Annotated in this window: 20 protein-coding genes; 1 reads left to right on the forward strand and 19 read right to left on the reverse strand. The window is 64.2% G+C overall.

Annotated elements, in window-relative coordinates:
* Positions 1–441: 441 nt before the first annotated feature.
* The 15 genes from AC10V3_RS20100 to AC10V3_RS20170 form a co-directional block, all read right to left on the reverse strand.
* On the reverse strand, positions 442–858 hold the full coding sequence (locus AC10V3_RS20100; protein ID WP_022536996.1) for a F0F1 ATP synthase subunit epsilon: 417 nt from the start codon (positions 856–858) through the stop codon (positions 442–444).
* A 97-nt stretch (positions 859–955) separates the two neighbouring features.
* Complete coding sequence (atpD, locus tag AC10V3_RS20105) at positions 956–2,359, reverse strand: F0F1 ATP synthase subunit beta (RefSeq protein WP_022536997.1); 1,404 nt, start codon at positions 2,357–2,359, stop codon at positions 956–958.
* A 33-nt stretch (positions 2,360–2,392) separates the two neighbouring features.
* The gene (gene atpG, locus AC10V3_RS20110) at positions 2,393–3,268 is read right to left on the reverse strand and encodes a F0F1 ATP synthase subunit gamma (protein ID WP_022536998.1); all 876 of its coding nucleotides are present in this window, start codon (positions 3,266–3,268) and stop codon (positions 2,393–2,395) included.
* Between the two features lie 74 nt (positions 3,269–3,342).
* Positions 3,343–4,884 carry a F0F1 ATP synthase subunit alpha gene (atpA, locus tag AC10V3_RS20115; protein WP_022536999.1) on the reverse strand — a complete coding sequence of 514 codons (1,542 nt, stop codon included), beginning with the start codon at positions 4,882–4,884 and terminating at the stop codon, positions 3,343–3,345.
* A 39-nt stretch (positions 4,885–4,923) separates the two neighbouring features.
* Complete coding sequence (locus AC10V3_RS20120; RefSeq protein ID WP_022537000.1) at positions 4,924–5,466, reverse strand: F0F1 ATP synthase subunit delta; 543 nt, start codon at positions 5,464–5,466, stop codon at positions 4,924–4,926.
* 2 nt (positions 5,467–5,468) lie between these two features.
* The gene (locus AC10V3_RS20125) at positions 5,469–5,939 is read right to left on the reverse strand and encodes a F0F1 ATP synthase subunit B (RefSeq protein WP_022537001.1); all 471 of its coding nucleotides are present in this window, start codon (positions 5,937–5,939) and stop codon (positions 5,469–5,471) included.
* 99 nt (positions 5,940–6,038) lie between these two features.
* Positions 6,039–6,305, reverse strand: coding sequence for a F0F1 ATP synthase subunit C (atpE, locus tag AC10V3_RS20130; RefSeq protein ID WP_022537002.1), 267 nt, complete (start codon positions 6,303–6,305; stop codon positions 6,039–6,041).
* A gap of 61 nt (positions 6,306–6,366) precedes the next feature.
* Entirely contained in the window at positions 6,367–7,233 is an 867-nt protein-coding gene (gene atpB, locus AC10V3_RS20135; protein ID WP_041681640.1) for a F0F1 ATP synthase subunit A, read from the reverse strand.
* Positions 7,234–7,465: 232 nt separating this feature from the next.
* The gene (locus AC10V3_RS20140) at positions 7,466–7,969 is read right to left on the reverse strand and encodes an ATP synthase subunit I (protein WP_022537004.1); all 504 of its coding nucleotides are present in this window, start codon (positions 7,967–7,969) and stop codon (positions 7,466–7,468) included.
* Positions 7,970–8,327: 358 nt separating this feature from the next.
* Positions 8,328–9,230 (reverse strand): ParB/RepB/Spo0J family partition protein, encoded by a 903-nt coding sequence (locus AC10V3_RS20145; RefSeq protein WP_022537005.1) that lies wholly within the window; start codon positions 9,228–9,230, stop codon positions 8,328–8,330.
* Positions 9,231–9,244: 14 nt separating this feature from the next.
* Positions 9,245–10,018, reverse strand: a complete 774-nt coding sequence (locus AC10V3_RS20150) for a ParA family protein (protein ID WP_022537006.1) — start codon at positions 10,016–10,018, stop codon at positions 9,245–9,247.
* Between the two features lie 100 nt (positions 10,019–10,118).
* Positions 10,119–10,805, reverse strand: a complete 687-nt coding sequence (rsmG, locus tag AC10V3_RS20155; protein ID WP_454752526.1) for a 16S rRNA (guanine(527)-N(7))-methyltransferase RsmG — start codon at positions 10,803–10,805, stop codon at positions 10,119–10,121.
* Between the two features lie 21 nt (positions 10,806–10,826).
* Positions 10,827–12,803 (reverse strand): tRNA uridine-5-carboxymethylaminomethyl(34) synthesis enzyme MnmG, encoded by a 1,977-nt coding sequence (gene mnmG, locus AC10V3_RS20160; RefSeq protein ID WP_022537008.1) that lies wholly within the window; start codon positions 12,801–12,803, stop codon positions 10,827–10,829.
* A 210-nt stretch (positions 12,804–13,013) separates the two neighbouring features.
* A complete protein-coding gene (locus tag AC10V3_RS20165) occupies positions 13,014–13,898 on the reverse strand; it encodes an N-formylglutamate amidohydrolase (RefSeq protein ID WP_022537009.1) in 885 nt (294 codons plus the stop codon).
* Positions 13,899–13,901: 3 nt separating this feature from the next.
* Positions 13,902–14,897 (reverse strand): tripartite tricarboxylate transporter substrate binding protein BugE, encoded by a 996-nt coding sequence (locus AC10V3_RS20170; RefSeq protein WP_022537010.1) that lies wholly within the window; start codon positions 14,895–14,897, stop codon positions 13,902–13,904.
* A gap of 137 nt (positions 14,898–15,034) precedes the next feature.
* On the opposite strand from AC10V3_RS20170, the gene AC10V3_RS20175 reads away from it, so the two are divergent.
* Positions 15,035–15,973: a LysR substrate-binding domain-containing protein gene (locus AC10V3_RS20175; protein ID WP_022537011.1), complete on the forward strand. Its 939-nt coding sequence runs from the start codon at positions 15,035–15,037 to the stop codon at positions 15,971–15,973.
* A 255-nt stretch (positions 15,974–16,228) separates the two neighbouring features.
* Here the strand turns inward: AC10V3_RS20175 and AC10V3_RS20180 are convergent, their stop codons facing one another.
* The 4 genes from AC10V3_RS20180 to AC10V3_RS20195 all read right to left on the reverse strand — a co-directional run bounded on the left by AC10V3_RS20180 (position 16,229) and on the right by AC10V3_RS20195 (position 21,295).
* Complete coding sequence (locus tag AC10V3_RS20180) at positions 16,229–16,972, reverse strand: ABC transporter ATP-binding protein (RefSeq protein WP_022537012.1); 744 nt, start codon at positions 16,970–16,972, stop codon at positions 16,229–16,231.
* Positions 16,973–16,981: 9 nt separating this feature from the next.
* Positions 16,982–18,823, reverse strand: a complete 1,842-nt coding sequence (locus AC10V3_RS20185; protein WP_454752527.1) for a branched-chain amino acid ABC transporter ATP-binding protein/permease — start codon at positions 18,821–18,823, stop codon at positions 16,982–16,984.
* Positions 18,824–18,826: 3 nt separating this feature from the next.
* A complete protein-coding gene (locus tag AC10V3_RS20190; RefSeq protein WP_454752528.1) occupies positions 18,827–19,879 on the reverse strand; it encodes a branched-chain amino acid ABC transporter permease in 1,053 nt (350 codons plus the stop codon).
* 258 nt (positions 19,880–20,137) lie between these two features.
* Positions 20,138–21,295, reverse strand: coding sequence for an ABC transporter substrate-binding protein (locus tag AC10V3_RS20195; RefSeq protein ID WP_349605718.1), 1,158 nt, complete (start codon positions 21,293–21,295; stop codon positions 20,138–20,140).
* Between the last annotated feature and the right edge of the window lie 117 nt (positions 21,296–21,412).

A 21,412-nucleotide genomic window follows, 5' to 3' on the forward strand; every position in this document is an offset into this window, starting at 1 on the left:
GGGGAGTTTCCCCCACAATGCATTGACACACCCGCTGTCTGGGTGCGGCGCCCCGGCAAACAAAGGCTGTGCAGACCTAAAGGGGCGGTGAAGAAAGCCTTTTTGTAGTGTTTTTTGCAGTAACCCGATTTTCCGATCCAGCAAAAACGCCGCTGGACCGGAGTACCAGGAAGACCGTTTGCAGCGCGTGGCCTTTGCGGCCTGTGTGCGGATATTGGATATCCGTTGCGCCTTGATTGTCGACCTGGACCGAACCCGTTCCTTCGAATTGACCCCTCGAAGGGATTTTCCCGTCCGCGCGGAGCCTCCCCGGCCCGCGCGCTTTTTTTTGTCCAGGCGAGTCGAAAGCATATCGCTGTGCCCACAAAAAAGGCAGCCTCGCGGCTGCCTTTTTTAAATGTCGCATCGAAAAAACAACAATGCGACGGTGCTGCTCTATTCTTACTTTTTACGACGCAGGCGGGCGATGGCAGCCAGCTGCGCGGCGGCCACGGCCAGCTCGCTCTGGGCGCGGGCCAAGTCCAGGTCGCTGCTCTGGTTCTGCATCAACTCCACGGCCGCACGCTTGGCTTCCTGGGCCTTGGCTTCGTCCAGGTCGCCACCGCGGATGGCGGTGTCGGCCAGCACGGTAACGTGCTTGGGCTGGACTTCGAGAATGCCGCCGGCAACGAACACGAACTCTTCGCTGCCGTCTTCCTTCTCGATCCGCACCGCACCCGGCTGGATGCGCGTGATCAGCGGCGTGTGACCTGGCAGGATGCCCAGCTCACCCGACTCGCCCGGCAGCGCCACGAACTTCGCCGGGCCGGAGAAGATCGACGCTTCCGCGCTGACGACGTCTACAAGAATGGTTGCCATATCAGATCCTTTCTCCAATCCCTTCGCTTCGGACGGCCGGACGCACATGGCGGCCGACCGTCACCCCTGCCGCGAGGCAGGAGCGTCAAAGCAAGGCTTACTGGAGCTTCTTGGCCTTTTCGAAGGCTTCGTCGATCGAGCCGACCATGTAGAACGCCTGCTCGGGCAGGTGATCGCACTCGCCGTCGACCAGCATCTTGAAGCCGCGGATGGTTTCCTTCAGCGGCACGTACTTGCCCGGCGAACCCGTGAACACTTCTGCCACGTGGAACGGCTGCGACAGGAAACGCTGGATCTTACGAGCGCGGTTCACTGCCATCTTGTCTTCCGGCGACAGTTCGTCCATGCCCAGAATCGCGATGATGTCGCGCAGTTCCTTGTAGCGCTGCAGGGTCTGCTGCACGGCGCGCGCGACGTTGTAGTGCTCCTGGCCAACCACTTGCGGATCCATCTGACGCGAGGTCGAGTCGAGCGGGTCCACAGCGGGGTAGATACCGAGAGCGGCGATGTCACGCGACAGCACCAGGGTCGAGTCCAGGTGCAGGAAGGTGGTTGCCGGCGACGGGTCGGTCAAGTCATCCGCAGGCACGTACACGGCCTGGATCGAGGTGATCGAGCCAGTCTTGGTCGAGGTGATGCGCTCCTGCAGCTTGCCCATTTCTTCAGCCAGCGTCGGCTGGTAGCCCACGGCGGAAGGCATACGGCCCAGCAGTGCCGACACTTCGGTACCTGCCAGCGTGTAGCGGTAGATGTTGTCGACGAAGAACAGGATGTCACGGCCCTCGTCGCGGAACTTCTCGGCCATGGTCAGGCCGGAAAGTGCCACGCGCAGACGGTTGCCCGGCGGCTCGTTCATCTGGCCGAACACCATGGCCACCTTGTCGAGCACGTTGGAGTCCTTCATTTCGTGGTAGAAGTCGTTCCCTTCACGGGTACGCTCGCCCACGCCGGCGAACACCGACAGACCGCTGTGCTGCTTGGCGATGTTGTTGATGAGCTCCATCATGTTGACGGTCTTGCCCACGCCAGCACCACCGAACAGGCCCACCTTGCCGCCCTTGGCGAACGGGCAGATCAGGTCGATCACCTTGATGCCGGTTTCGAGCAGGTCGGTGGAAGGCGACAGCTCGTCGAACTTCGGCGCCTTCTGGTGAATCGCGCGACGCTCGTCGGAAGCGATCGGGCCGGCCTCGTCAATGGGGCGACCCAGCACGTCCATGATGCGGCCCAGCGTGCCCTGACCCACCGGCACCGAGATCGGCGCTTGGGTGTTCTTCACCGCCATGCCGCGGCGCAGGCCATCCGACGAACCGAGGGCAATGGTACGCACCACGCCGTCACCCAGCTGTTGCTGCACTTCGAACGTCAGGCCCTTTTCGGCGAACGACGATTCGCCGCTGTCTTCCAGCACCAGCGCGTCGTACACCTTCGGCATCCCGTCGCGCGGGAACTCGATGTCCACCACGGCGCCAATGCACTGCACAATATTTCCGATACTCATTTCGTATCTCCGATAGCTTGAATTCTTGACGCCTCAGACCGCTGCCGCGCCGCTGACGATCTCCGACAGTTCCTTGGTGATCGCTGCCTGCCGGGTCTTGTTGTAGTCCAGCTGCAATTCGCCGATCACGTTCTTGGCATTGTCGGATGCCGCCTTCATGGCCACCATGCGCGCCGACTGCTCGGACGCCATGTTCTCGGCCACGGCCTGGTACACCAGCGCCTCGACGTAGCGGACCAACAGCTCTTCCACCACGGTCTGCGCGTCAGGCTCGTAGATGTAGTCCCACGAGTAGGCGCGCTTCTCTTCTTCCGTCTGCGACAGCTTGTCGGCGGCGAGCGGCAGCAGCTGCTCAACCAACGGTTCCTGCTTCATCGTGTTGATGAACTTGGTGTACGCCAAGTACACCGCGTCGACTTCACCGTTGGTGAATGCGTCGAGCTGGACCTTGATCGCGCCGATCAGCTTTTCCAGGTGCGGGGTGTCGCCGAGCTGCACCACATTCGACACCACCTTGGCGCCGATGCGACTCAGGAACTGCAGGCCCTTGCTGCCGATGGCAGTAGCTTTGACATCCACGCCGCGACCCTGCAGGCTCTTCAGCTCGTTGGTCACCGCACGCAGCACGTTCGTGTTCAGACCGCCGCACAGCCCCTTGTCGGTCGTGACCACGATCATGCCGATGCGCTTGACTTCGCGCTCCTGCATGAACGGGTGCTTGAACTCGGGGTTGGCCGAAGCCAGGTGCGCCGCGATGTTGCGCACTTTCTCGGCGTAAGGACGGGCGTTGCGCATCCGCTCCTGCGCCTTGCGCATCTTGGATGCGGCGACCATCTCCATCGCCTTGGTGATCTTGCGCGTGTTCTGCACGCTCTTGATCTTGGTTCGAATCTCTTTCGTTCCGGCCATATCTTCCTCTCCAGCCGAACCAGCGCCGCGCCGGCGTGAGCCAGGCGCGGCGGTGGTGTCGGGGAATCACGCGGTTAGAACGCGGCGGACTTCTTGAAATCCTCGATCGCAGCACGCAGTGCGGGCTCATCTTCCTTCGAGAGCACCTTGGTCTCTTCGATGCGGTTGACGAGGTCAGCGTACTTGGTCTTCAGATGGTCGTGCAGGCCCTTCTCGAACGGGAGGATGTCCTTCACTTCCACGTTGTCGAGGAAGCCATTGTTGGCTGCAAACAGCGACGCCGACAGCTGCCACACTTGCTGCGGCTGGTATTGCGCCTGCTTGAGCAGCTCGGTCACGCGGCGGCCGCGCTCCAGCTGCTTGCGGGTTGCGTCGTCGAGGTCCGAAGCGAACTGCGCGAACGCAGCCAGTTCACGGTACTGCGCCAGGTCGGTACGGATACCGCCGGCCAGGTTCTTCACCACCTTGGTCTGGGCAGCACCACCCACGCGCGACACCGAGATACCGGCGTTGATGGCGGGACGGATACCGGCGTTGAACAGGTCGGTTTCCAGGAAGATCTGGCCGTCCGTGATCGAGATCACGTTGGTCGGCACGAACGCGGACACGTCGCCGGCCTGCGTTTCGATCACCGGCAGCGCGGTCAGCGAACCGGTCTTGCCCTTGACGGCGCCGTTGGTGAACTTCTCGACGTACTCGGCGTTCACGCGGGCAGCACGCTCCAGCAGGCGCGAGTGCAGATAGAACACGTCGCCCGGGTAAGCTTCACGGCCCGGCGGGCGGCGCAGCAGCAGCGACACCTGGCGGTAGGCCCAGGCTTGCTTGGTCAGGTCGTCATAGACGATCAGCGCGTCTTCACCGCGGTCGCGGAAGTACTCGCCCATCGTGCAGCCGGCGTAGGCAGCCAGGTACTGCATGGCGGCCGAGTCCGAAGCGGCGGCGGCCACGACGACGGTGTATTCCATCGCGCCGTGCTCTTCCAGCTTGCGCACCACGTTGGCGATCGTCGAAGCCTTCTGGCCAATGGCGACGTACACGCAGTACATGCCCTTGCCCTTCTGGTTGATGATCGCGTCGACCGCCACGGCGGTCTTGCCGGTCTGGCGGTCGCCAATGATCAGCTCACGCTGGCCACGGCCGATCGGCACCATCGAGTCGATCGACTTCAGGCCGGTCTGCACCGGCTGGCTCACCGACTGACGCGCGATCACGCCCGGGGCGACCTTCTCGATCACGTCCGTTTCCTTGGCGTTGATCGGGCCCTTGCCGTCGATCGGCTGGCCCAGCGTGTTGACCACGCGGCCCAGAAGTTCCTTGCCCACCGGCACTTCCAGAATGCGGCCGGTGCACTTGACCGTGTCGCCTTCGGAAATGTGTTCGTAGTCACCCAGCACCACGGCGCCGACCGAGTCGCGCTCGAGGTTCAGCGCGAGGCCGAAGGTGTTGCCGGGGAATTCCAGCATCTCGCCCTGCATCACGCCGGACAGGCCGTGCACGCGGCAGATACCATCGGTCACGGAGATCACCGTGCCGGTGTTGCGCACTTCAGCTTCAGCGCCAAGGCCCGAGATGCGGGTCTTGATCAGCTCGCTGATTTCTGAGGGGTTCAGTTGCATCACAATGCTCCTAATTCTTCAATCCGTCGGCCGGTGCGATCAGGCGGTCAGCGCCACTTGCATGGCTGCCAGGCGCGAGCGCACGGAGGTGTCGAGCACTTCGTCGCCAACCTTGACGCTGACGCCGCCGATCAGGGACGGGTCCACCGCCACCTGCGCGTGCAGCTTGCGGCCGAACTTGCGTTCGAGTGCGGCGACCAGGTCGTTCAGTTGCTGATCGTCCAGCGGGAAAGCGCTGGTGATCTCAACGTCGGACGACCCTTCGCGGGCGTTCTTGAGCGCATGGAACTGTTCGGCGATTTCAGGCATCACCGTCAGGCGGCCGTTCTCCACCAGCATCTGGACGAAGCGGCGTGCCTCGTCATTCAGCGGAGACTTCAGCACCGACAGGAACAGTTCAGCCAGCTTCTTGCCGGGAACGTTCGGATCGCCGGCGATCGCCTTCATGTCGGGATTGGCGGCAACCTGCCCCATTTCCGACACCAGCTCGGACCATGCACCCAGATTGCCTGCGCTCGACTCGCTAGCGACGCGGAACAGCGCCTCAGCATAGGGACGGGCAATGGTTGCGGTTTCTGCCATGATTAGAGCTCAGCCTTGAGTTGATTGAGCAGGTCGACGTGGACCTGCGCGTTCACTTCACGCTTGAGGATCTGCTCGGCACCCTTGACAGCCAGCACGGCGACCTGGTCACGCAGTGATTCGCGTGCGCGGGTAACCTGCTGTTCGGCTTCGGCCTTGGCCTGGGCAATGATGCGTGCGGCTTCTGCCTGGGCGTTGTGCTTGATCTCGTCTGCCGTCAGCTGGGCGCGCTTCTCGGCGTCAGCGACGCGTTGAGCGCCTTCGGTGCGGGCTTCGGCCATAGCCTGGTCCACACGCTTGTTGGCGAGTTCGAGCTCGGCCTTGCCCTTTTCGGCAGCGGCGAGGCCATCGGCGATCTTCGTTGCGCGTTCGTCGAGCGCCTTCACCAGCGGCGGCCAAATGAATTTGGCAACAACCCACCACAGGATGAAGAACACGACCATCTGCGCAAAAAACGTTGCGTTCAGATTCATGGTGTGTTCCTTTCGGTAATCAAACTACAGATAAATGCACAAAAGGCGGCCAGGCTGGTGGCCCGCGCCGCCCGTCAGCATCATGCAGACCGAAAAGAATTACTTGATGACAGCCAGCAGCGGGTTGGCGAAGGCGAACAGCATTGCAACACCCACGCCGATCAGGAATGCAGCGTCGATCAGGCCAGCCAGCAGGAACATCTTGGTTTGCAGCGGGTTCATCAGCTCAGGCTGACGTGCGCAGGCTTCGATGTACTTGCCGCCCATCAGGGCAATACCCAGGCAGGCGCCGATAGCGCCCAGGCCGATGATGATGCCGATACCGATGGCGGTCAGACCCTGGACGTTGGCGAGAAATTCTTGCATGACGACTCCTTTAATTTAGAGAGACTTAGAACCAAAAAACCAAAAAACCAAAAACCGGAAATCAGTGGTGATCGTGAGCCTGGCCGATGTACACCAGCGTCAGCATCATGAAAATGAACGCCTGCAACAGAACGATCAGGATGTGGAAGATCGCCCAGACCGCGCCGGCCAGTACGTGGCCAACGAAGCCCAGCGCCGACAGGTCTGCGCTGAACGTCCAGATGGAGCCCAGCAGCGCGATCAGCAGGAACACGAGTTCGCCGGCGTACATGTTGCCGAACAACCGCATGCCGAGCGAAACGGCCTTGGCCAGGAATTCGATGAGGTTCAGGACCAGGTTGAACGGGGCCAGGTACCACTTGGCGCCGAACGGGGCCGAGAACAGCTCGTGCATGAAGCCGCCCGTGCCCTTGATCTTGAAGCTGTAGTAGATCATCAGCACCAGCACCGAGCACGACATGCCCAGCGTGCCGTTCAGGTCGGCCGTGGCCACCGCGCGGTGGTGGGGGAGATGGATGTGGAAGATGCCCAGGACGTGATTCAGGCCGTTGACCCAGTCCACCGGGATCAGGTCGATCGCGTTCATCATGGTGATCCAGCAGAACACCATCAGCGCCAGCGGCGCAATCCACGAACGGTCGCCGTGGATGATGCCCTTGGCCTGGTCGTCGACCATCTCGACGATCATCTCGACGAAGGCCTGGAAGCGGCCCGGCACGCCGGCGGTAACGCGGCGCGCGGCGGCGTACAGGAACAGCACGGCAATGGCGCCGCACAGGACCGACCAGAACACCGTGTCGTAGTTGATCACGGAGAAGTCGACCACCGACGCCTGCTTGCCGCCGACCGAGTTCAAGTTCTGCAAGTGTTCGGCGATATAGCCGGAGGGTGTCAGCGCGTGTTCGGCGCCTTGGGTAGCATCAGACATGTCGATACGAACGGTATATTGCGAAATCTTCAGGCCGTGCGCAGCCACTCTCTGGCCAACGCCCGGTACGCGTCTTGCATCGCCTTCGGCGGATTCGCCGGTCACCGCAATGCAAGCGGGGTCCAACCTTGGCCGTGTCCGGTGTCACCACTGTGAAACCGTCACGGGAAAATCTTGATATTCCGTCTTGGCGCCCCACTTCCGGAGGAAGCACCGTCTTCGTGTGGCTGGCCTAGCGGATCACCAGGGCCACCACCCAATATGTCTTGAGCGCTAGCAGGAACGTGACCAGCATCGGCACCCAACGCAGATCCCGGTACAGCACCACCACCAGCACCAGCAGTGCGGCCGTGCCAAAGACCTTGATCGCCTCGCCCAGCACCAGCCCGCTGATCGAAGCCCGGTCGCGCGCCAGCCACAAGCGGAACGCGAAGAACCCGCTCGGCACGAAGCACACGATGCCACCGAACAACGCCGACCAGCCGTACGGGCCTGGCTCTTTCGCGAACAGCGCCCAGCACAGTGCCGACAGCAGGGTGACGATCACCTGCGCCAGGACAACCTTGCCCGGGGTCATGCGCGACGGACGCAGCGCGCGCTCGCCAAACAGCCTTTCCACGTCGGCGCGCGTCAGCGGATCGACCGCTTCTTCCTCTCGGTCTGCGCCCTCTTTCCAGTCGTCCCAGTCATCTTCCTGACGGGACCCGGCGCTTCGCTGCTGACGGTCTCGAACCACTACCTTCCTGCCTCATTCCAGACCGGAACTTTTCGGCCCGGCCAGAATTCAAACCGCACGATTTTAAGGGGAACTACTGATTCGCGTCAATCTGCTTACAGTTAGCTTGCAGTGCATTGCGCACAACGGTTGCCATCACGATTGCATGATGGCTGCGTAAAAATTGCGCAGCAATAATGTTTGACGTAATTGGATTGCGCAGCGAACCCTGCGCATGATGGTGGATTAACGGCCACGCGGTACGTATACCGACCATTGAATTTGCTACTGCGGCGTGCACGCAACAGTCATCGCGGCAATGGCCGTTTATCGCACCGAATTGCGCGCGGAAATACTCTCGGAATTGCCTGATTAAAAATCAGGCAACCCGCTGCCCTGCCTGCGACTCGCGCAAGCGCGCAAGCACCTCTTCCAGCGCGTCGTTGTCGTTGAAGTGGATGGTGAGCTGACCCTTGCCGCGTGCGCCGAGCCGGATCTGCACCGCCAGCCCCAACGCATCCGACAGTTCTTCTTCCAGCCGCGCCACGTCGCGAATGTTATTGGCGCCCTTATGCTTGAGCGACTTCAGGTCGAACGGCTTGAGCGTGGACGCCACCAGCTTTTCGGTCTCGCGCACCGACAGCCGCTTGTTGACGATCTGGTTCGCCAGCGTGATCTGGTTGGCGCCGTCGACGGCCAGCAGCGCGCGCGCGTGGCCCATATCGAGATCGCCCGCCATCAGCATGGTCTGCACCGGCGCGGCCAGGTTCAGCAGCCGCAGCAGATTCGATACGGCGCTGCGCGAGCGCCCGACCGACTCCGCCGCCTGCTCATGCGTAAACTTGAATTCGCGGATCAGGCGCATGATGCCCTGCGCTTCTTCCAGCGGGTTCAGGTCTTCGCGCTGGATGTTCTCGATCAGCGCCATCGCGGCGGCGGCTTCGTCGGCCACGTCCTTGACCAGCACCGGTACCTTGTCCAGGCCCGCCAGCTTCGAGGCGCGGAAGCGGCGTTCGCCCGCGATGATCTCGTAACGATCCGGTTCGGCGACGCGGCGTACCAGGATCGGCTGCATCAGCCCTTGCGCGCGGATGCTCGCTGCCAGCTCCTGCAGCGCGCCTTCGTCCATGCGCGTGCGCGGCTGGTACTTGCCCGGCTGCAGCTGGTCCAGGCGCAGCACAGTGGGCGCGCCGTCCTGCTTGACCGATTCCACGATCTCGGCCGGCCCGCCCAGCAGCGCTTCGAGGCCGCGGCCCAAGCCCTTCTTCTTTACCGTGCTCATGCTCAACCTCCCCTTCAGCCCAGCTGCCTGACGCGCGCGATCATCTCGGCGCCGAAGTCCAGGTACGCCTTGGCGCCCTTGGACGACGGATCGAATGCCACGCCCGGCATGCCATAGGACGGTGCCTCGGCCAGGCGCACATTGCGCGGGATCATGGTCTTGAAGACCTTGTCACCGAAATGCGACTCCAGCTGCGCCGACACCTGCTGCTGCAGCGTGACGCGCGGATCGAACATGACGCGCAGCAGGCCGATCACCTTCAGCTCGCGATTCAGGTTGGCGTGTACCTGCTTGATGGTGTTGACCAGGTCCGACAGTCCTTCGAGCGCAAAGTACTCGCACTGCATCGGCACGATCACGCCGTGTGCCGCACACAGGCCGTTCAGCGTCAGCAGCGACAGCGACGGCGGGCAGTCGATCAGCACGAAGTCATACTGATCATCGACTTCGTCGATGGCCTGCTTGAGCCGGCGTTCGCGCTGGTCGAGCTCGACCAGCTCCACTTCGGCGCCAGCCAGCTCGCGGTTGGCGGGCAGCACGTCGTACTTGCCGGTCTCGGAGCGCTGGCGCGCCTGCGTGACGCTGGCCAGGCCAACCAGCACCTGGTACACGCTGTGTTCCAGCGCCTGCTTGTCGATGCCGGAGCCCATCGAGGCATTGCCCTGCGGGTCCAGGTCGACCAGCAGCACGCGCTGGCCCTGCGCGGCCAGGCCGGCGGCGAGGTTCACCGTGGTGGTGGTCTTGCCTACCCCGCCCTTCTGGTTTGCGATCACGAATACCTTGGCCATAAGCTTCTGCGGCTCCTGCTTCAATTCATCCGGCCAGCCGGGGCTGGCAGTTCGCGGCGCTGCCGTTGCAGCGTCGCGGCGTAGGTCCTGCTTGCGCGCTTCAGCGCCGCGACAACACCACCAGGTGGCGCTCGGCGTCCAGCTCCGGCACGATGAGCCGGGGCACGGTATCGACCTGCCATTGCGCCATCAGGCCGGCCGCTTCCATGCGGTCGAGCTCGGCCTGTGGATAAACACCCTTCATGGCAATCAGCTTGCCGTGCGGCGCCAGCAGATGGCCCGACAGGTTCACAAAGTCTGTCAGTTCGGCGAACGCGCGCGAGGTGATCACGGCATAGCCGTCTGCGTCTTCCAGCTTTTCCACCGGGCCCCAGTGGGCAGCGGCATTGGCAAGTCCAAGCTGCGCACGGCACTGGGTCAGGAAAGCGGTCTTCTTCTGCACGATGTCGACCATCAGCACCGACAAGTCCGGGCAGGCGATCGCCAGCGGCAGGCCGGGCATGCCGCCGCCCGAACCCACGTCCAGCACCCTGCCCCGGGCCGGCGTGCCTGGCGCTGCGGCGCGCGCGGCTTCGGCCAGCGCGGGCACCGCGGCGAGCGAATCCAGCATGTGATGCGTAAGCATCTCATCGGGATGACGGATTGCGGTCAGGTTGTAGACGCCGTTCCACTTGCGCAGCAGTGCCAGGTAGTCGAACAGCTTGTCGATCTGGGCCGGCGCCAGGGCCAGGCCGATCGTTTCCAGACCGGCTTCGAGGCGACGACGCTGGGCGGCGTCGTCGATCATGGTGTGTCGCGGACCGGCCACTCAGGCTGCCTCTTGCGAGTTGCTGCCCGAATTGGTACCAGCAGCCGAGTCAGCAGAGTCAGCGCGCGTGCGGCCCAGCCCCTTCTTCTTCAGGTGTACCAACAGCAGCGAGATGGCAGCCGGCGTCACGCCGGAGATGCGCGAGGCCTGGCCCAGCGTTTCCGGACGATGCTGGTTCAGCTTCTGGCTGACCTCGAAGCCCAGGCCGCGTACCTCGGTGTAGTCCAGCCCCTCCGGCAGGCGCGTCGACTCGTTGGCTTCCAGCTTGTCGACCTCGGCCGCCTGGCGGGCGATATAGCCGTGGTATTTGATGCCGATCTCGATCTGCTCGCGAATCTGTTCGGCCAGCATGGCGTCGGCATCCAGCGGCGTCTCCGGCGCATGGCGGCCGCCCTGCAGCGCCATCAGCGACTCATAGCGAACTTCCGGCCGGCGCAGCAGGTCGGCCAGGCTGTACTCGCGCTCGATCGGCTTGCCCAGCAGCGGCACGGCGTCTTCGGCCGGCAGCATCGCCGGGTTCACCCAGGTGCTCTTCAGGCGCTCTGTTTCACGTGAAACAGCGTCGCGCTTGCGGTTGAAGGCATCCCAGCGCCCATCGTCGACCACGCCCAGTTCGCGGCCGACTTCGGTCAGGCGCATATCGGCATTGTCTTCACGCAGGCTCAGGCGGAATTCCGCGCGGCTGGTGAACATTCGGTACGGCTCGGTCACGCCACGGGTAATGAGGTCGTCGACCAGCACGCCCAGGTAAGCCTGGTCGCGGCGCGGTGTCCAGGCGTCACGTTCGCGCACGTAGCAGCCGGCGTTGATACCGGCCAGCAGGCCCTGCGCGGCGGCTTCCTCATAGCCGGTGGTGCCGTTGATCTGCCCGGCAAAGAACAGGCCGCGGATTGCCTTGCTCTCCAGCGAGGCCTTCAGGCCACGCGGGTCGAAGTAGTCGTACTCGATCGCATAGCCGGGGCGCAGGATGTGCGCGCTCTCCAGCCCGCGGATCGAGTGCACCAGTTCCAGCTGCACATCGAACGGCAGGCTGGTCGAGATCCCGTTCGGGTAGAACTCGTTGGTGGTCAGGCCCTCGGGTTCCAGGAAGATCTGGTGGCTTTCCTTGCTGGCAAAGCGATGGATCTTGTCCTCGATGCTCGGACAGTAGCGTGGCCCTACCCCTTCGATCACGCCGGTGTACATCGGCGAGCGGTCCAGCCCGCCGCGGATGATGTCGTGGGTGCGGCTGTTGGTATGGGTGATCCAGCACGGCAGTTGCTGCGGGTGCTGCTCCGGGCGACCCAGGAAGGAGAACACCGGCACTGGGTCCAGGTCGCCGGGCTGCTCTTCCATCACCGAGAAGTCAATGGTGCGGCCGTCGATGCGCGGCGGCGTACCGGTCTTCAGGCGCCCTTGCGGCAGCTTCAGGTCCTTCAGGCGCGCCGACAGCGACACCGCAGCCGGATCGCCGGCGCGGCCGCCGGTGTAGTTGTCCAGCCCCACGTGGATCTTGCCGTCCAGGAAGGTACCAGCGGTCAGTACCACCGCGCGGGCGCGGAAGGCAATGCCGACCTGGGTCATGGCGCCGACCACGCGGTCGCCCTCGACCATCAGATCGTCCACCGCCTGCTGGAACAGCATCAGGTTCGGTTGGTTTTCCAGCCGGGTACGGATCGCCTTGCGGTACAGCACGCGGTCCGCCTGGGCGCGCGTGGCGCGCACGGCCGGGCCCTTGCTGGAGTTGAGGATGCGGAACTGGATGCCGGCCTCGTCCGTGGCGGCAGCCATGGCGCCGCCCATCGCATCCACTTCCTTGACCAGGTGCCCCTTGCCGATGCCGCCGATGGACGGGTTGCAGCTCATCTGGCCCAGCGTCTCGATGTTATGGGTCAGCAGCAGCGTCTGGCAGCCCATGCGGGCGGCCGCGAGCGCAGCTTCAGTGCCGGCGTGACCACCACCGACGACGATGACATCGAACTCTGTTGGGTAAAGCATGGGACACCTCCTCCGGGAGGCTGGCGGGAAAATTCAGGAATGCCGAATTATAGCGGCAATCGACTGGGGGCTTTTCGATGGTATCCATGTTTCACGTGAAACATGGCGTCGGCGGTACCCGAGGAGTCGTTCCGAAACCACGCTATGTTCCACGTGAAACAAAAAGGCCGGGCACAAGGCCCGGCCGATGTTTCACGTGGAACAAACGCCTCAGAGTTGGGTGCGGATATAGGCCGCAACCTGCTCAGTTAGCTTGCCAAGGTCGCGCTGCAGCGTGGCGAATCCGCCATTGCGCTCCCGGCTAACGTCGTCCATGTACAGCGGACGCCGGATCTCGATCTGCAGGCTATTGCGCCGCTCGGCCGGCCGCCCGATCTGGGCAATCAGCTGCACGCCCTTGTAGGGATCATTGCAGGCCACCGCGTAGCCCATGCCGCGCAACTCCCCTGCTATCAAGTCAACCAGCCCCGGCTCGCACGTGGTGCCGTCCCGGTCGCCGAGCACAAAGTCCGCCAGGGGATGCGGGCTGTCGATCTTGAGGCGCTCATAGGCGTTGTTCGGCATCGAGTGCAGGTTCAGGTGCCACACCGCGCCGAAGCGCTGCCAGGCGCCCTCCACCGCCTCGGCCAGCGCAGCATGGTACGGCCGGTAGTAGCGGTCGATACGGGCCTGCACTTCGGCCACCGACAGGCGGCGGTCGTAGATCGGCGTGCACGCATCGACCCGGCTCCAGATCAGGCCATAGCCCAGTTGCGTCTTCGGGCCCGGGGCCAGCGCGGTCGGCCAGGGGCCGTCGAGCTGGTCCGGGTCGATATCGTCGGCCATCCGGTTGGGATCGATATAGACACGCGGGAACGTCGCCGCCAGTAGCGTACCGCCTGCGGCCGGCACAGCATCCCACAACGCATCGACGTGCGTATCCTCGCCGCCACGCAGGCGGGCCGCCGGGATGGCGGCACCGAAGTCCGCCGGGTACGCGGTACCGCTGTGCGGCGAGTCGCACACCAGCGGCAGCGCCTCCCCTTCCGGCAGGCGCACGAGCACCGGGGGCAGCGCGGCGGTCTCGTTGGTCGTCGGGTTCGTCACTTCAGCCATGCCTCAGTCCAGCTTGATATCCGCCGCCTTGGCCACGCGGGCATAGCGCGCCATGGCCTGCTGGATCTGCGCCTTGAACTGCTCGGGCGTGGTCGGCACCAGCGTGCCGCCCGACTCGTCGACCTTGCGCTTGAACTCCGGGTTCTGCATGGCCTTGTGGATGGCCTGGTTCAACCTGGCGACGATCGCAGGCGGCGTATTCGCCGGCGCCACGATGCCGAACCAGCCGCCATCGCCCATGTCCTTGAAGCCCAGTTCGGCGTAGGTCGGCACGCCGGGCAACTGTGCCGAGCGCGACGCGCCCAGCACCGCCAGCGCGCGCAGCTTGCCCGATTTCACATGGGGCAACGTGGACGACAGGTTGTCGGTGATGGCATTGACCTGCCCTGCCACGGCGTCATTCAGCGCCAGGCCGGCGCCCTTGTACGGCACATGCAGCAGGTCGATCTTGGCCAGCATCATGAAGTTCTCGATGTTGACGTGCCCCAGCGAGCCGGCGCCTGGCGAGGCAAAGCTGTATTTGCCCGGGTTGGCCTTGGCCAGCGCGACGAACTCCTGCATGGTCTTGGCCGGCACGCTGGGATGCACCGCGAACACGCTGGGGATCGCTACCACGTTGGTGACGGGGGCGAAGTCCTTGACCGGGTCGTACTTCAGCCTCGGGTACACCGCGGGGTTGGAACCGTGCGTGCTGACCGTGGCCATGCCGATGGTGTAGCCGTCCGGCGCGGCATTGGCCACCTGCTCCATGCCCAGCGAACCGCCAGCGCCGCCCTTGTTCTCGACCACGATGGACTGGCCCAGTTCACGCCCGGCAAATTCGGCCACCAGGCGCGCCGAGAGGTCGGTGGAGCCGCCTGCCGCGAACGGCACGATCAGGCGGATCGGGCGCGTCGGGTAGTTGGCCTGCGCGAAAGCGCTGCCGGCAAACGCCAGCGTGGCAGCGGCGGCGGTACCGGACAGCAGCAGCTGGCGGCGGGTCATCCTGGCTCGGATCATGGGGATCTCTCCTGTTGGTTTTGTGCAATGAACCGGGCGAGTGTCAGCCGTTTACCGGGTCGACACAAACGACTATATTGCACGTTTGCATTACCAAAGATCATCCTGCGCAGCCGCCCTGGCTGCCCTGCCCCGCCATGCGGCTGCGTTCCCCATCGATGTCTGAGTTGCACGCCTTCGCCGCCGCGGCACGGCTGGGCAGCTTCACCCGTGCGGCCGAGCTGCTGTGCGTGACGCAAGGGGCCATCAGCCGCGCCATCGCCCGGCTCGAAACGCATTTCGGCCAGCCACTGCTCCAGCGTAATGCCCATCGGCTGCTGCTGACGGACGCCGGCAAGCAACTGCTGGACGCAGTGGCCGAGCCGCTGGCCGCAATCGAGAACGCCAGCGCCGCCCTGCTCGCCGGTGACCGCCGGCACCACCTGACGTTGTCGGTCGTGCCCACGCTGGCCAGTGTCTGGCTTGTGCCGCGGCTGCCTGACTTCCACCGTCGCCATCCGGACATCAGGCTCGACTTCGTGCCATACGAGCGCGATGAGGACTTTTCCGGCCCGGCCCCCGATGCAGCCATCCTGGCGGGCGAAGCCGGCAAATGGCCGGGCCTGCTGGTCGACTATGTGGTTGGACGTGAAATGGTGCCAGTCTGCCACCCGGAACGCGCTCGCGCGCGTCGCGCGGCAGGCCAATGGCAGTCGCCGGCTGAGTTGCTGCAGGAGCCCCTGCTCTATCACACCACCGCGCCGGCGAACTGGCAGAACTGGCTGCAGGCGGCGGGCGTACCTAGCGCTGCGCCGACGTTATCCACAGGTTTCGACCAGGTTTCGATCCTGATCCAGGCGGTGCGCGCGGATATGGGCGTAGCAGTGCTGCAGCGCTGCCTGTTGCGTGATGAACTGGCCGCCGGCCGCGTGGTAGCACCGTTCGACCTGCCAATTACGCTGATGCGCGGCTATTTCCTGTGTGCCCCCAAGGAACGGCGCGATCATCCGGCGCTGAACCGCTTTCGGGAGTGGCTGTTGGAAACGGCAAAGCATGATACCGACGTCGATGCGGCAGAATATGCAGCGGATCACTGATGATCTTATAAAAGCTAGACGCATCATTCGTTTGATTGATTTATTTCGCAAATTCATGCATATGTAAGATACGAACAGCCGAATTTCTGACCATGAAATTCATACAACGAATTTTTCTGTACCCAGTTCAGCGCATCTGGCATTTGCGCTCCCTGAACCCATCCCGAATTCGGTTATCCCCAAAGTTATTCACAGGAAAAATAAAAAAGGGCCTGCAGCCGCAGGCCCTCATTCATCCGGCAATCGCCGCGACGTTTACGCCGCTTTCTTTGCCAATCCAAGGTAAGTCTCGATCACCTTTGGATTCGCCGCCAGCTCATCCGCCGGCCCTTCCATCGACATGTCCCCCGTCTCGATCACATAGCCATAGTCCGCCACCTGCAGCGCGGCACGCGCGTTCTGCTCGATCAACAGCGTCGCCACGCCCGTCGTGCGCAGGTTGCTGATGATGTGGAAGATCTCCTTAACGATCAGCGGCGCCAGCCCCAGGCTGGGTTCATCCAGCATCAGCAGTTGCGGCTTGGCCATCAGCGCGCGGCCCACCGCGAGCATCTGGCGCTCGCCGCCGGACAGCGTGCCCGCCTCCTGTCGCGCGCGCTCGCGCAGGCGCGGGAACAAGTCGTAGACCACATCCATCTGGTCGAGATAGTTCTTCTCGCCCGCGCGCTTGCGGCGGAAGGCGCCAAGCTGCAGGTTGTCCTCCACCGTCATCGACGCGAACAGCTCGCGCTTCTCCGGCACCAGGCACATGCCGCGCGCGACGCGCCCCTCCACCGGGATGCCGGCCATGTCGTGGCCGAGGTAGCTGACCGATCCGCTTGACGAGCCGTTCACCGGCAGCGCGCCCATGATCGCATTGAGCATGGTCGACTTGCCGGCCCCATTGGGGCCGATCACGGTGACGATCTTGCCGGCTTCCACCTTCAGGTTGGCGCCGTGCACCGCCTCCACCTTGCCGTAGCGGACGTGGAGGTCCTTCACTTCGAGAATCAGGCTCATGTCGGGTCCTTACTCCACGCCACCGAGATAGGCTTCCAGTACCGCGGGGTTCTTCTGCACTTCCTCGGGCACGCCCTCGGCAATGCGCGTGCCAAATTCCATCACCACCAGCCGGTCGGTCAGGTTCATCACGAAGTCCATGTCGTGCTCGACCAGCAGCACGCTCATGCCCTCGCCCTTGAGCTTGCGCAGCAGCTCGGCCAGCGCCTGCTTCTCCTTGTAGCGCAGGCCGGCGGCCGGTTCGTCGAGCAGCAACAGCGCCGGGTCGCAGCACAGCGCGCGCGCGATCTCCAGGATGCGTTGCTGGCCCAGCGCCAGGCTGCCGGCTTCCATGTACATGCAGTCGGCCAGGCCTACGCGTTCGAGCTGGCGCTTCGCCTCGAACAGCAGCTTCTCTTCCTCGGCCTTGTTCATGCGCAGGATCGCAGCGGAGACGCCGCCCTGCGCGCGGAAGTCGCCGCGCAGGTGCGCGCCGATGGCGACGTTCTCCAGCACCGTCATGGTCGGCAGCAGGTGCACATGCTGGAAGGTGCGGCCGATGCCGCGCTTGACGATCTCGCGCGACGGCAGGCCCGAGATCACCTCGCCGCGGTAGCGCACTTCGCCGCGCGTGACTGGCAGCACGCCCGTCACCAGGTTGAAGGTGGTGGACTTGCCGGCGCCGTTGGGACCGATCAGGCCGATGATCTCGCCGGCCCGTACCTGGAAGCTGACATCGTTCACCGCGACCAGTCCGCCGAACTCCTTGCGCGCGGCGCGCACGTCCAGGATCAGCTCGCCGGCCTCAGGCTTCTGCCGCACCGCCAACGCCTCGGCTTGCGCCGGTGCCAACACCGCCGGGCCCGAAGGAAAGAGACGACGCAGGAACGGCCAGATGCCATCGCGCGCGTACTGCAGCAACAACACCAGCAGCACGCCGAAGACGATGATCTCGAAGTTGCCGTTGGCACCGAGCAGCTTGGGCAACACGCCCTGCAGCACGTCCTTCAGGATGGTCAGGATGCCTGCACCCAGCACCGCGCCCCACACGTGGCCCACGCCGCCAACCACCGCCATGAACAGGTACTCGATGCCGTAGTTCAGCCCGAACGGCGTCGGGTTCACCGCGCGCTGCAGGTGCGCGTACAGGAAGCCCGACACGCACGCGAGGATCGCCGCCACGACGAAGATCACCACCTTCATCCACGCCGTGTTCACGCCCATGGCCTCGGCCATCACGCCGCCGCCCTTGAGCGCGCGGATGGCCCGGCCCGGGCGCGAGTTCAGCAGGTTCTGCATCGCCAGCACGGACACCAGCACCACGGCCCAGATCAGGTAGAACATCGAGCGGCCCGACTGCAGCTCGATGCCAAGGAACGACAGCACCGGGATGCCGTTCAGCCCGTCATACTTGCCGAGGAATTCCAGGTTGCCGAACAGGAAGAACAACGACAGGCCCCACGCGATCGTCGCCAGCGGCAGGTAATGCCCGGACATGCGCATCGTGATCAGCCCGATGACATAGGCCGAGGCCACCGTGATCACCAGCCCCACCAGCAGCCCGAACCACGGCGACAGCCCGAACTGCGTAGTCAGGTACGCGGTGCTGTACGCTCCCAGCCCCACGAAGGCGGCCTGTCCGAACGAGGTCATGCCGCCCACGCCGGTCAGCAGCACCAGCCCGATCGCCACGATGCTGTACAGCCCGATGTAGTTGCCCAGCGTAATCCAGAATTCCGGCGTGGGCAGTACCGGCAGCAGCACCAGCACCACGATAAACGCCAGCACCAGCACCCGGTTGCGGTTCAGGCGCGCGCGGCTGCCTGCCTCGGTTCCGGCCACGGCCGCCTGCTTGTCGGTCAGCATGGTCATGGCTTATTCCTCCTCCTCGACATGCTTGCTCGTCAGCGAGCGCCACAGCAGCACCGGGATGATCAGTGTGAAGACGATAACCTCCTTGAACGCACTGGCCCAGAAGGACGAATAGGATTCGAGCAGCCCCACCAGCAGCGCACCCAGTGCTGCGACCGGATAGCTGACCAGCCCGCCGACGATGGCCCCGACAAAGCCCTTCAGGCCCACCAGGAAGCCCGACTCGTAATAGACCGTGGTCAGCGGCGCGATCAGGATGCCGCACAAGGCACCCATCGCCGCGGCCAGCGTGAACGACAGGCGCCCCGCCTGCGTGGTGCCGATGCCGACCAGGCGCGCACCCAGCCGGTTCACCGCGGTCGCGCGCAGCGCCTTGCCCTGCAGCGTGCGCTCGAAATAGAAGTACAGCGCGCCAATCAGCAACGCCGACACGCCCACCACCCACAGGCTCTGCCCCGAGATGCTGAGCGCGCCCACGTCGAAGCGTGCATCGGAGAATGCCGTGGTCCGCGATCCTTCCGCACCGAACATCACCAGCCCCAGCCCCACCAGCGCAAAGTGCACGCCGACCGAGACGATCAGCAGCACCAGCGTGCTGGCCTCGGCCAGCGGCTGGTAAGCCAGCCGGTACAGCATCGGCCCGAGCGGGATGATGATCAGCAGCGTCAGCGCGATCTGCGCCAGCATCGGCAGTGGCTGCGCGCCATACTGCTGCGCCACCCAGTGCACCGCGAGCGGAAACACCAGGTACTTGCCGGCCAGCACGCCCAGGCGCTGGCCCAGCGTGCGCCGCAGCTCGGCGCTGCGCAGCACGGTCACGGTTTCATAGAGGAAGGTGAGCACGCCCATCGCCAGCAGCAGCCAGCTGGTCTGTGGCGCGTGCCCCGCCTGCATCGCCGCCAGCGTCAGCGCGCCGTAGGCCACGAACTCCCCTTGCGGGATGAAGATGACGCGGGTCACCGAGAACACCAGCACCAGGGCCAGTGCCAGCAGCGCGTAGATCGCGCCCGAGGTAATGCCGTCCTGCGCCAGTATGGCAGCGATAGATAAGTCCATTGTCTCCCCGTGTCGTAGAAATACCTGCCTGCATCGAAGGGGGCCGACAGGGCGCTGAGCGCGTTGGGATTACGAAATAGTAAACGGATTGCCCATAGCGCAAATACAGGGCAACCCTAACGACCCCACGCTCAGGATGGCGCCAGGCCGTGCGTCGTGCAATCCGCATCGGGCAAAAAAAAGCGCATGGCCGAACCATGCGCTTGTGCTGCGTCCCGCCTTAGCGAAGCGATGCGGTGAATGAAAGCGCTGCCAGCCCTACTTCGTCAGCAGCTTCCACTTGCCGTCGACGATCTGCACCATCACGCGGGCGCGCTGGTCGAAGCCGAGGTGGTCGGTGGCGCTCATGTTCATGATGCCGTGCGAGACCGGCAGGTTCCTGGTCTGCTCCATCGCGTCGCGCAGCGCCTTGCGGAATTCCTTGGTGCCGGGCTGGCCCTTCTTCAGCGCTTCGGGGATGGCGTGCTGCAGGATCAGGCCCGCATCCCAGGCATGGCCGCCGAAGGTCGAGACCTGCCCGCCGAACGCCTTCTCATAGGCGGTCTTGTAGGTCATCGCCGGCTTCTTCACCGGGTTGCTGTCAGGCAGCTGCTCGGCCACCAGCAGCGGACCGGCCGGCAGGAAGGTGCCTTCGCAGTCCTTGCCGCACACACGCAGGAAGTCCGCATTGGCCACGCCGTGGGTCTGGTAGATCTTGCCCTTGTAGCCGCGCTCCTTCAGCGTCTTTGCCGGCAGCGCAGCGGGCGTACCCGAGCCTGCGATCAGCACCGCGTCGGCGTTGGCGCTCATCATCTTTAGCACCTGGCCGGTCACCGAGGTATCGGTGCGGGCAAAGCGCTCGTTCGCGACCACCTTGATCTTGCGCATGTCCGCCACCTTGGCGAATTCCTGCGCCCAGCTGTCGCCATAGGCATCCGCGAAGCCGATAAAGGCCACCGTCTTCACGTTGTTGTTGCCCATATGCTCGGCAATGGCGGTAGCCATATGCGAGTCGTTCTGCGGCGTCTTGAAGACCCAGGCGCGCTTGGCGTCCATCGGCTCGATGATGCGGGCCGAGGCAGCCATGGTGATCATCGGCGTTTCGCTCTCGGAGACCACGTCGACCATCGCCAGCGAGTTCGGCGTCACGGTGGAACCCACCACCACGTCGACCTTGTCTTCGCTGATCAGCTTGCGGGTGTTCTTGACCGCGGTGGTGGTGTCGGAGGCATCGTCGAGCACGATGTACTCGATCTTCTTGCCCCCCACTTCCTTGGGCATCAGCGTGAAGGTGTTCTTTTCCGGGATGCCCAGCGAAGCCGCCGGACCCGTGGCCGATACCGTGACCCCGACCTTGACCTGTGCGTGGGCTGCGCCGAGAACCAGGCTGAGGCTGGCCGCCGCGATTGCCAGCAGGCTGGCGCGCTTGAAATCCATCTTGTCTCCTTCGGTTCCTGAAACGGAAAGGCATCCGTCCGGCGTCCGCCGGCGGATGCCCCTTTTCTAGTGACCCCTCGGGTCTGACGCAGGCACATCGCTGGCGCCCGCGCTACA

The organism is Cupriavidus sp. PB-02, from assembly GCF_058252315.1.

What these genes read in the sequence shown, in the direction of transcription:
- AC10V3_RS20120 (WP_022537000.1), bottom strand. Translation starts at nt 5,466, where the DNA reads ATGGCAGAAACCGCAACCATTGCCCGTCCCTATGCTGAGGCGCTGTTC.
- atpE (WP_022537002.1), bottom strand. Translation starts at nt 6,305, where the DNA reads ATGCAAGAATTTCTCGCCAACGTCCAGGGTCTGACCGCCATCGGTATC.
- AC10V3_RS20190 (WP_454752528.1), bottom strand. Translation starts at nt 19,879, where the DNA reads ATGGACTTATCTATCGCTGCCATACTGGCGCAGGACGGCATTACCTCG.
- mnmG (WP_022537008.1), bottom strand. Translation starts at nt 12,803, where the DNA reads ATGCTTTACCCAACAGAGTTCGATGTCATCGTCGTCGGTGGTGGTCAC.
- AC10V3_RS20165 (WP_022537009.1), bottom strand. Translation starts at nt 13,898, where the DNA reads ATGGCTGAAGTGACGAACCCGACGACCAACGAGACCGCCGCGCTGCCC.
- atpA (WP_022536999.1), bottom strand. Translation starts at nt 4,884, where the DNA reads ATGCAACTGAACCCCTCAGAAATCAGCGAGCTGATCAAGACCCGCATC.
- AC10V3_RS20175 (WP_022537011.1), top strand. Translation starts at nt 15,035, where the DNA reads ATGCGGCTGCGTTCCCCATCGATGTCTGAGTTGCACGCCTTCGCCGCC.
- AC10V3_RS20195 (WP_349605718.1), bottom strand. Translation starts at nt 21,295, where the DNA reads ATGGATTTCAAGCGCGCCAGCCTGCTGGCAATCGCGGCGGCCAGCCTC.
- atpG (WP_022536998.1), bottom strand. Translation starts at nt 3,268, where the DNA reads ATGGCCGGAACGAAAGAGATTCGAACCAAGATCAAGAGCGTGCAGAAC.
- AC10V3_RS20170 (WP_022537010.1), bottom strand. Translation starts at nt 14,897, where the DNA reads ATGATCCGAGCCAGGATGACCCGCCGCCAGCTGCTGCTGTCCGGTACC.
- AC10V3_RS20125 (WP_022537001.1), bottom strand. Translation starts at nt 5,939, where the DNA reads ATGAATCTGAACGCAACGTTTTTTGCGCAGATGGTCGTGTTCTTCATC.
- AC10V3_RS20185 (WP_454752527.1), bottom strand. Translation starts at nt 18,823, where the DNA reads ATGACCATGCTGACCGACAAGCAGGCGGCCGTGGCCGGAACCGAGGCA.
- AC10V3_RS20180 (WP_022537012.1), bottom strand. Translation starts at nt 16,972, where the DNA reads ATGAGCCTGATTCTCGAAGTGAAGGACCTCCACGTCCGCTACGGCAAG.
- atpB (WP_041681640.1), bottom strand. Translation starts at nt 7,233, where the DNA reads ATGTCTGATGCTACCCAAGGCGCCGAACACGCGCTGACACCCTCCGGC.
- atpD (WP_022536997.1), bottom strand. Translation starts at nt 2,359, where the DNA reads ATGAGTATCGGAAATATTGTGCAGTGCATTGGCGCCGTGGTGGACATC.
- AC10V3_RS20145 (WP_022537005.1), bottom strand. Translation starts at nt 9,230, where the DNA reads ATGAGCACGGTAAAGAAGAAGGGCTTGGGCCGCGGCCTCGAAGCGCTG.
- AC10V3_RS20150 (WP_022537006.1), bottom strand. Translation starts at nt 10,018, where the DNA reads ATGGCCAAGGTATTCGTGATCGCAAACCAGAAGGGCGGGGTAGGCAAG.
- AC10V3_RS20100 (WP_022536996.1), bottom strand. Translation starts at nt 858, where the DNA reads ATGGCAACCATTCTTGTAGACGTCGTCAGCGCGGAAGCGTCGATCTTC.
- rsmG (WP_454752526.1), bottom strand. Translation starts at nt 10,805, where the DNA reads ATGATCGACGACGCCGCCCAGCGTCGTCGCCTCGAAGCCGGTCTGGAA.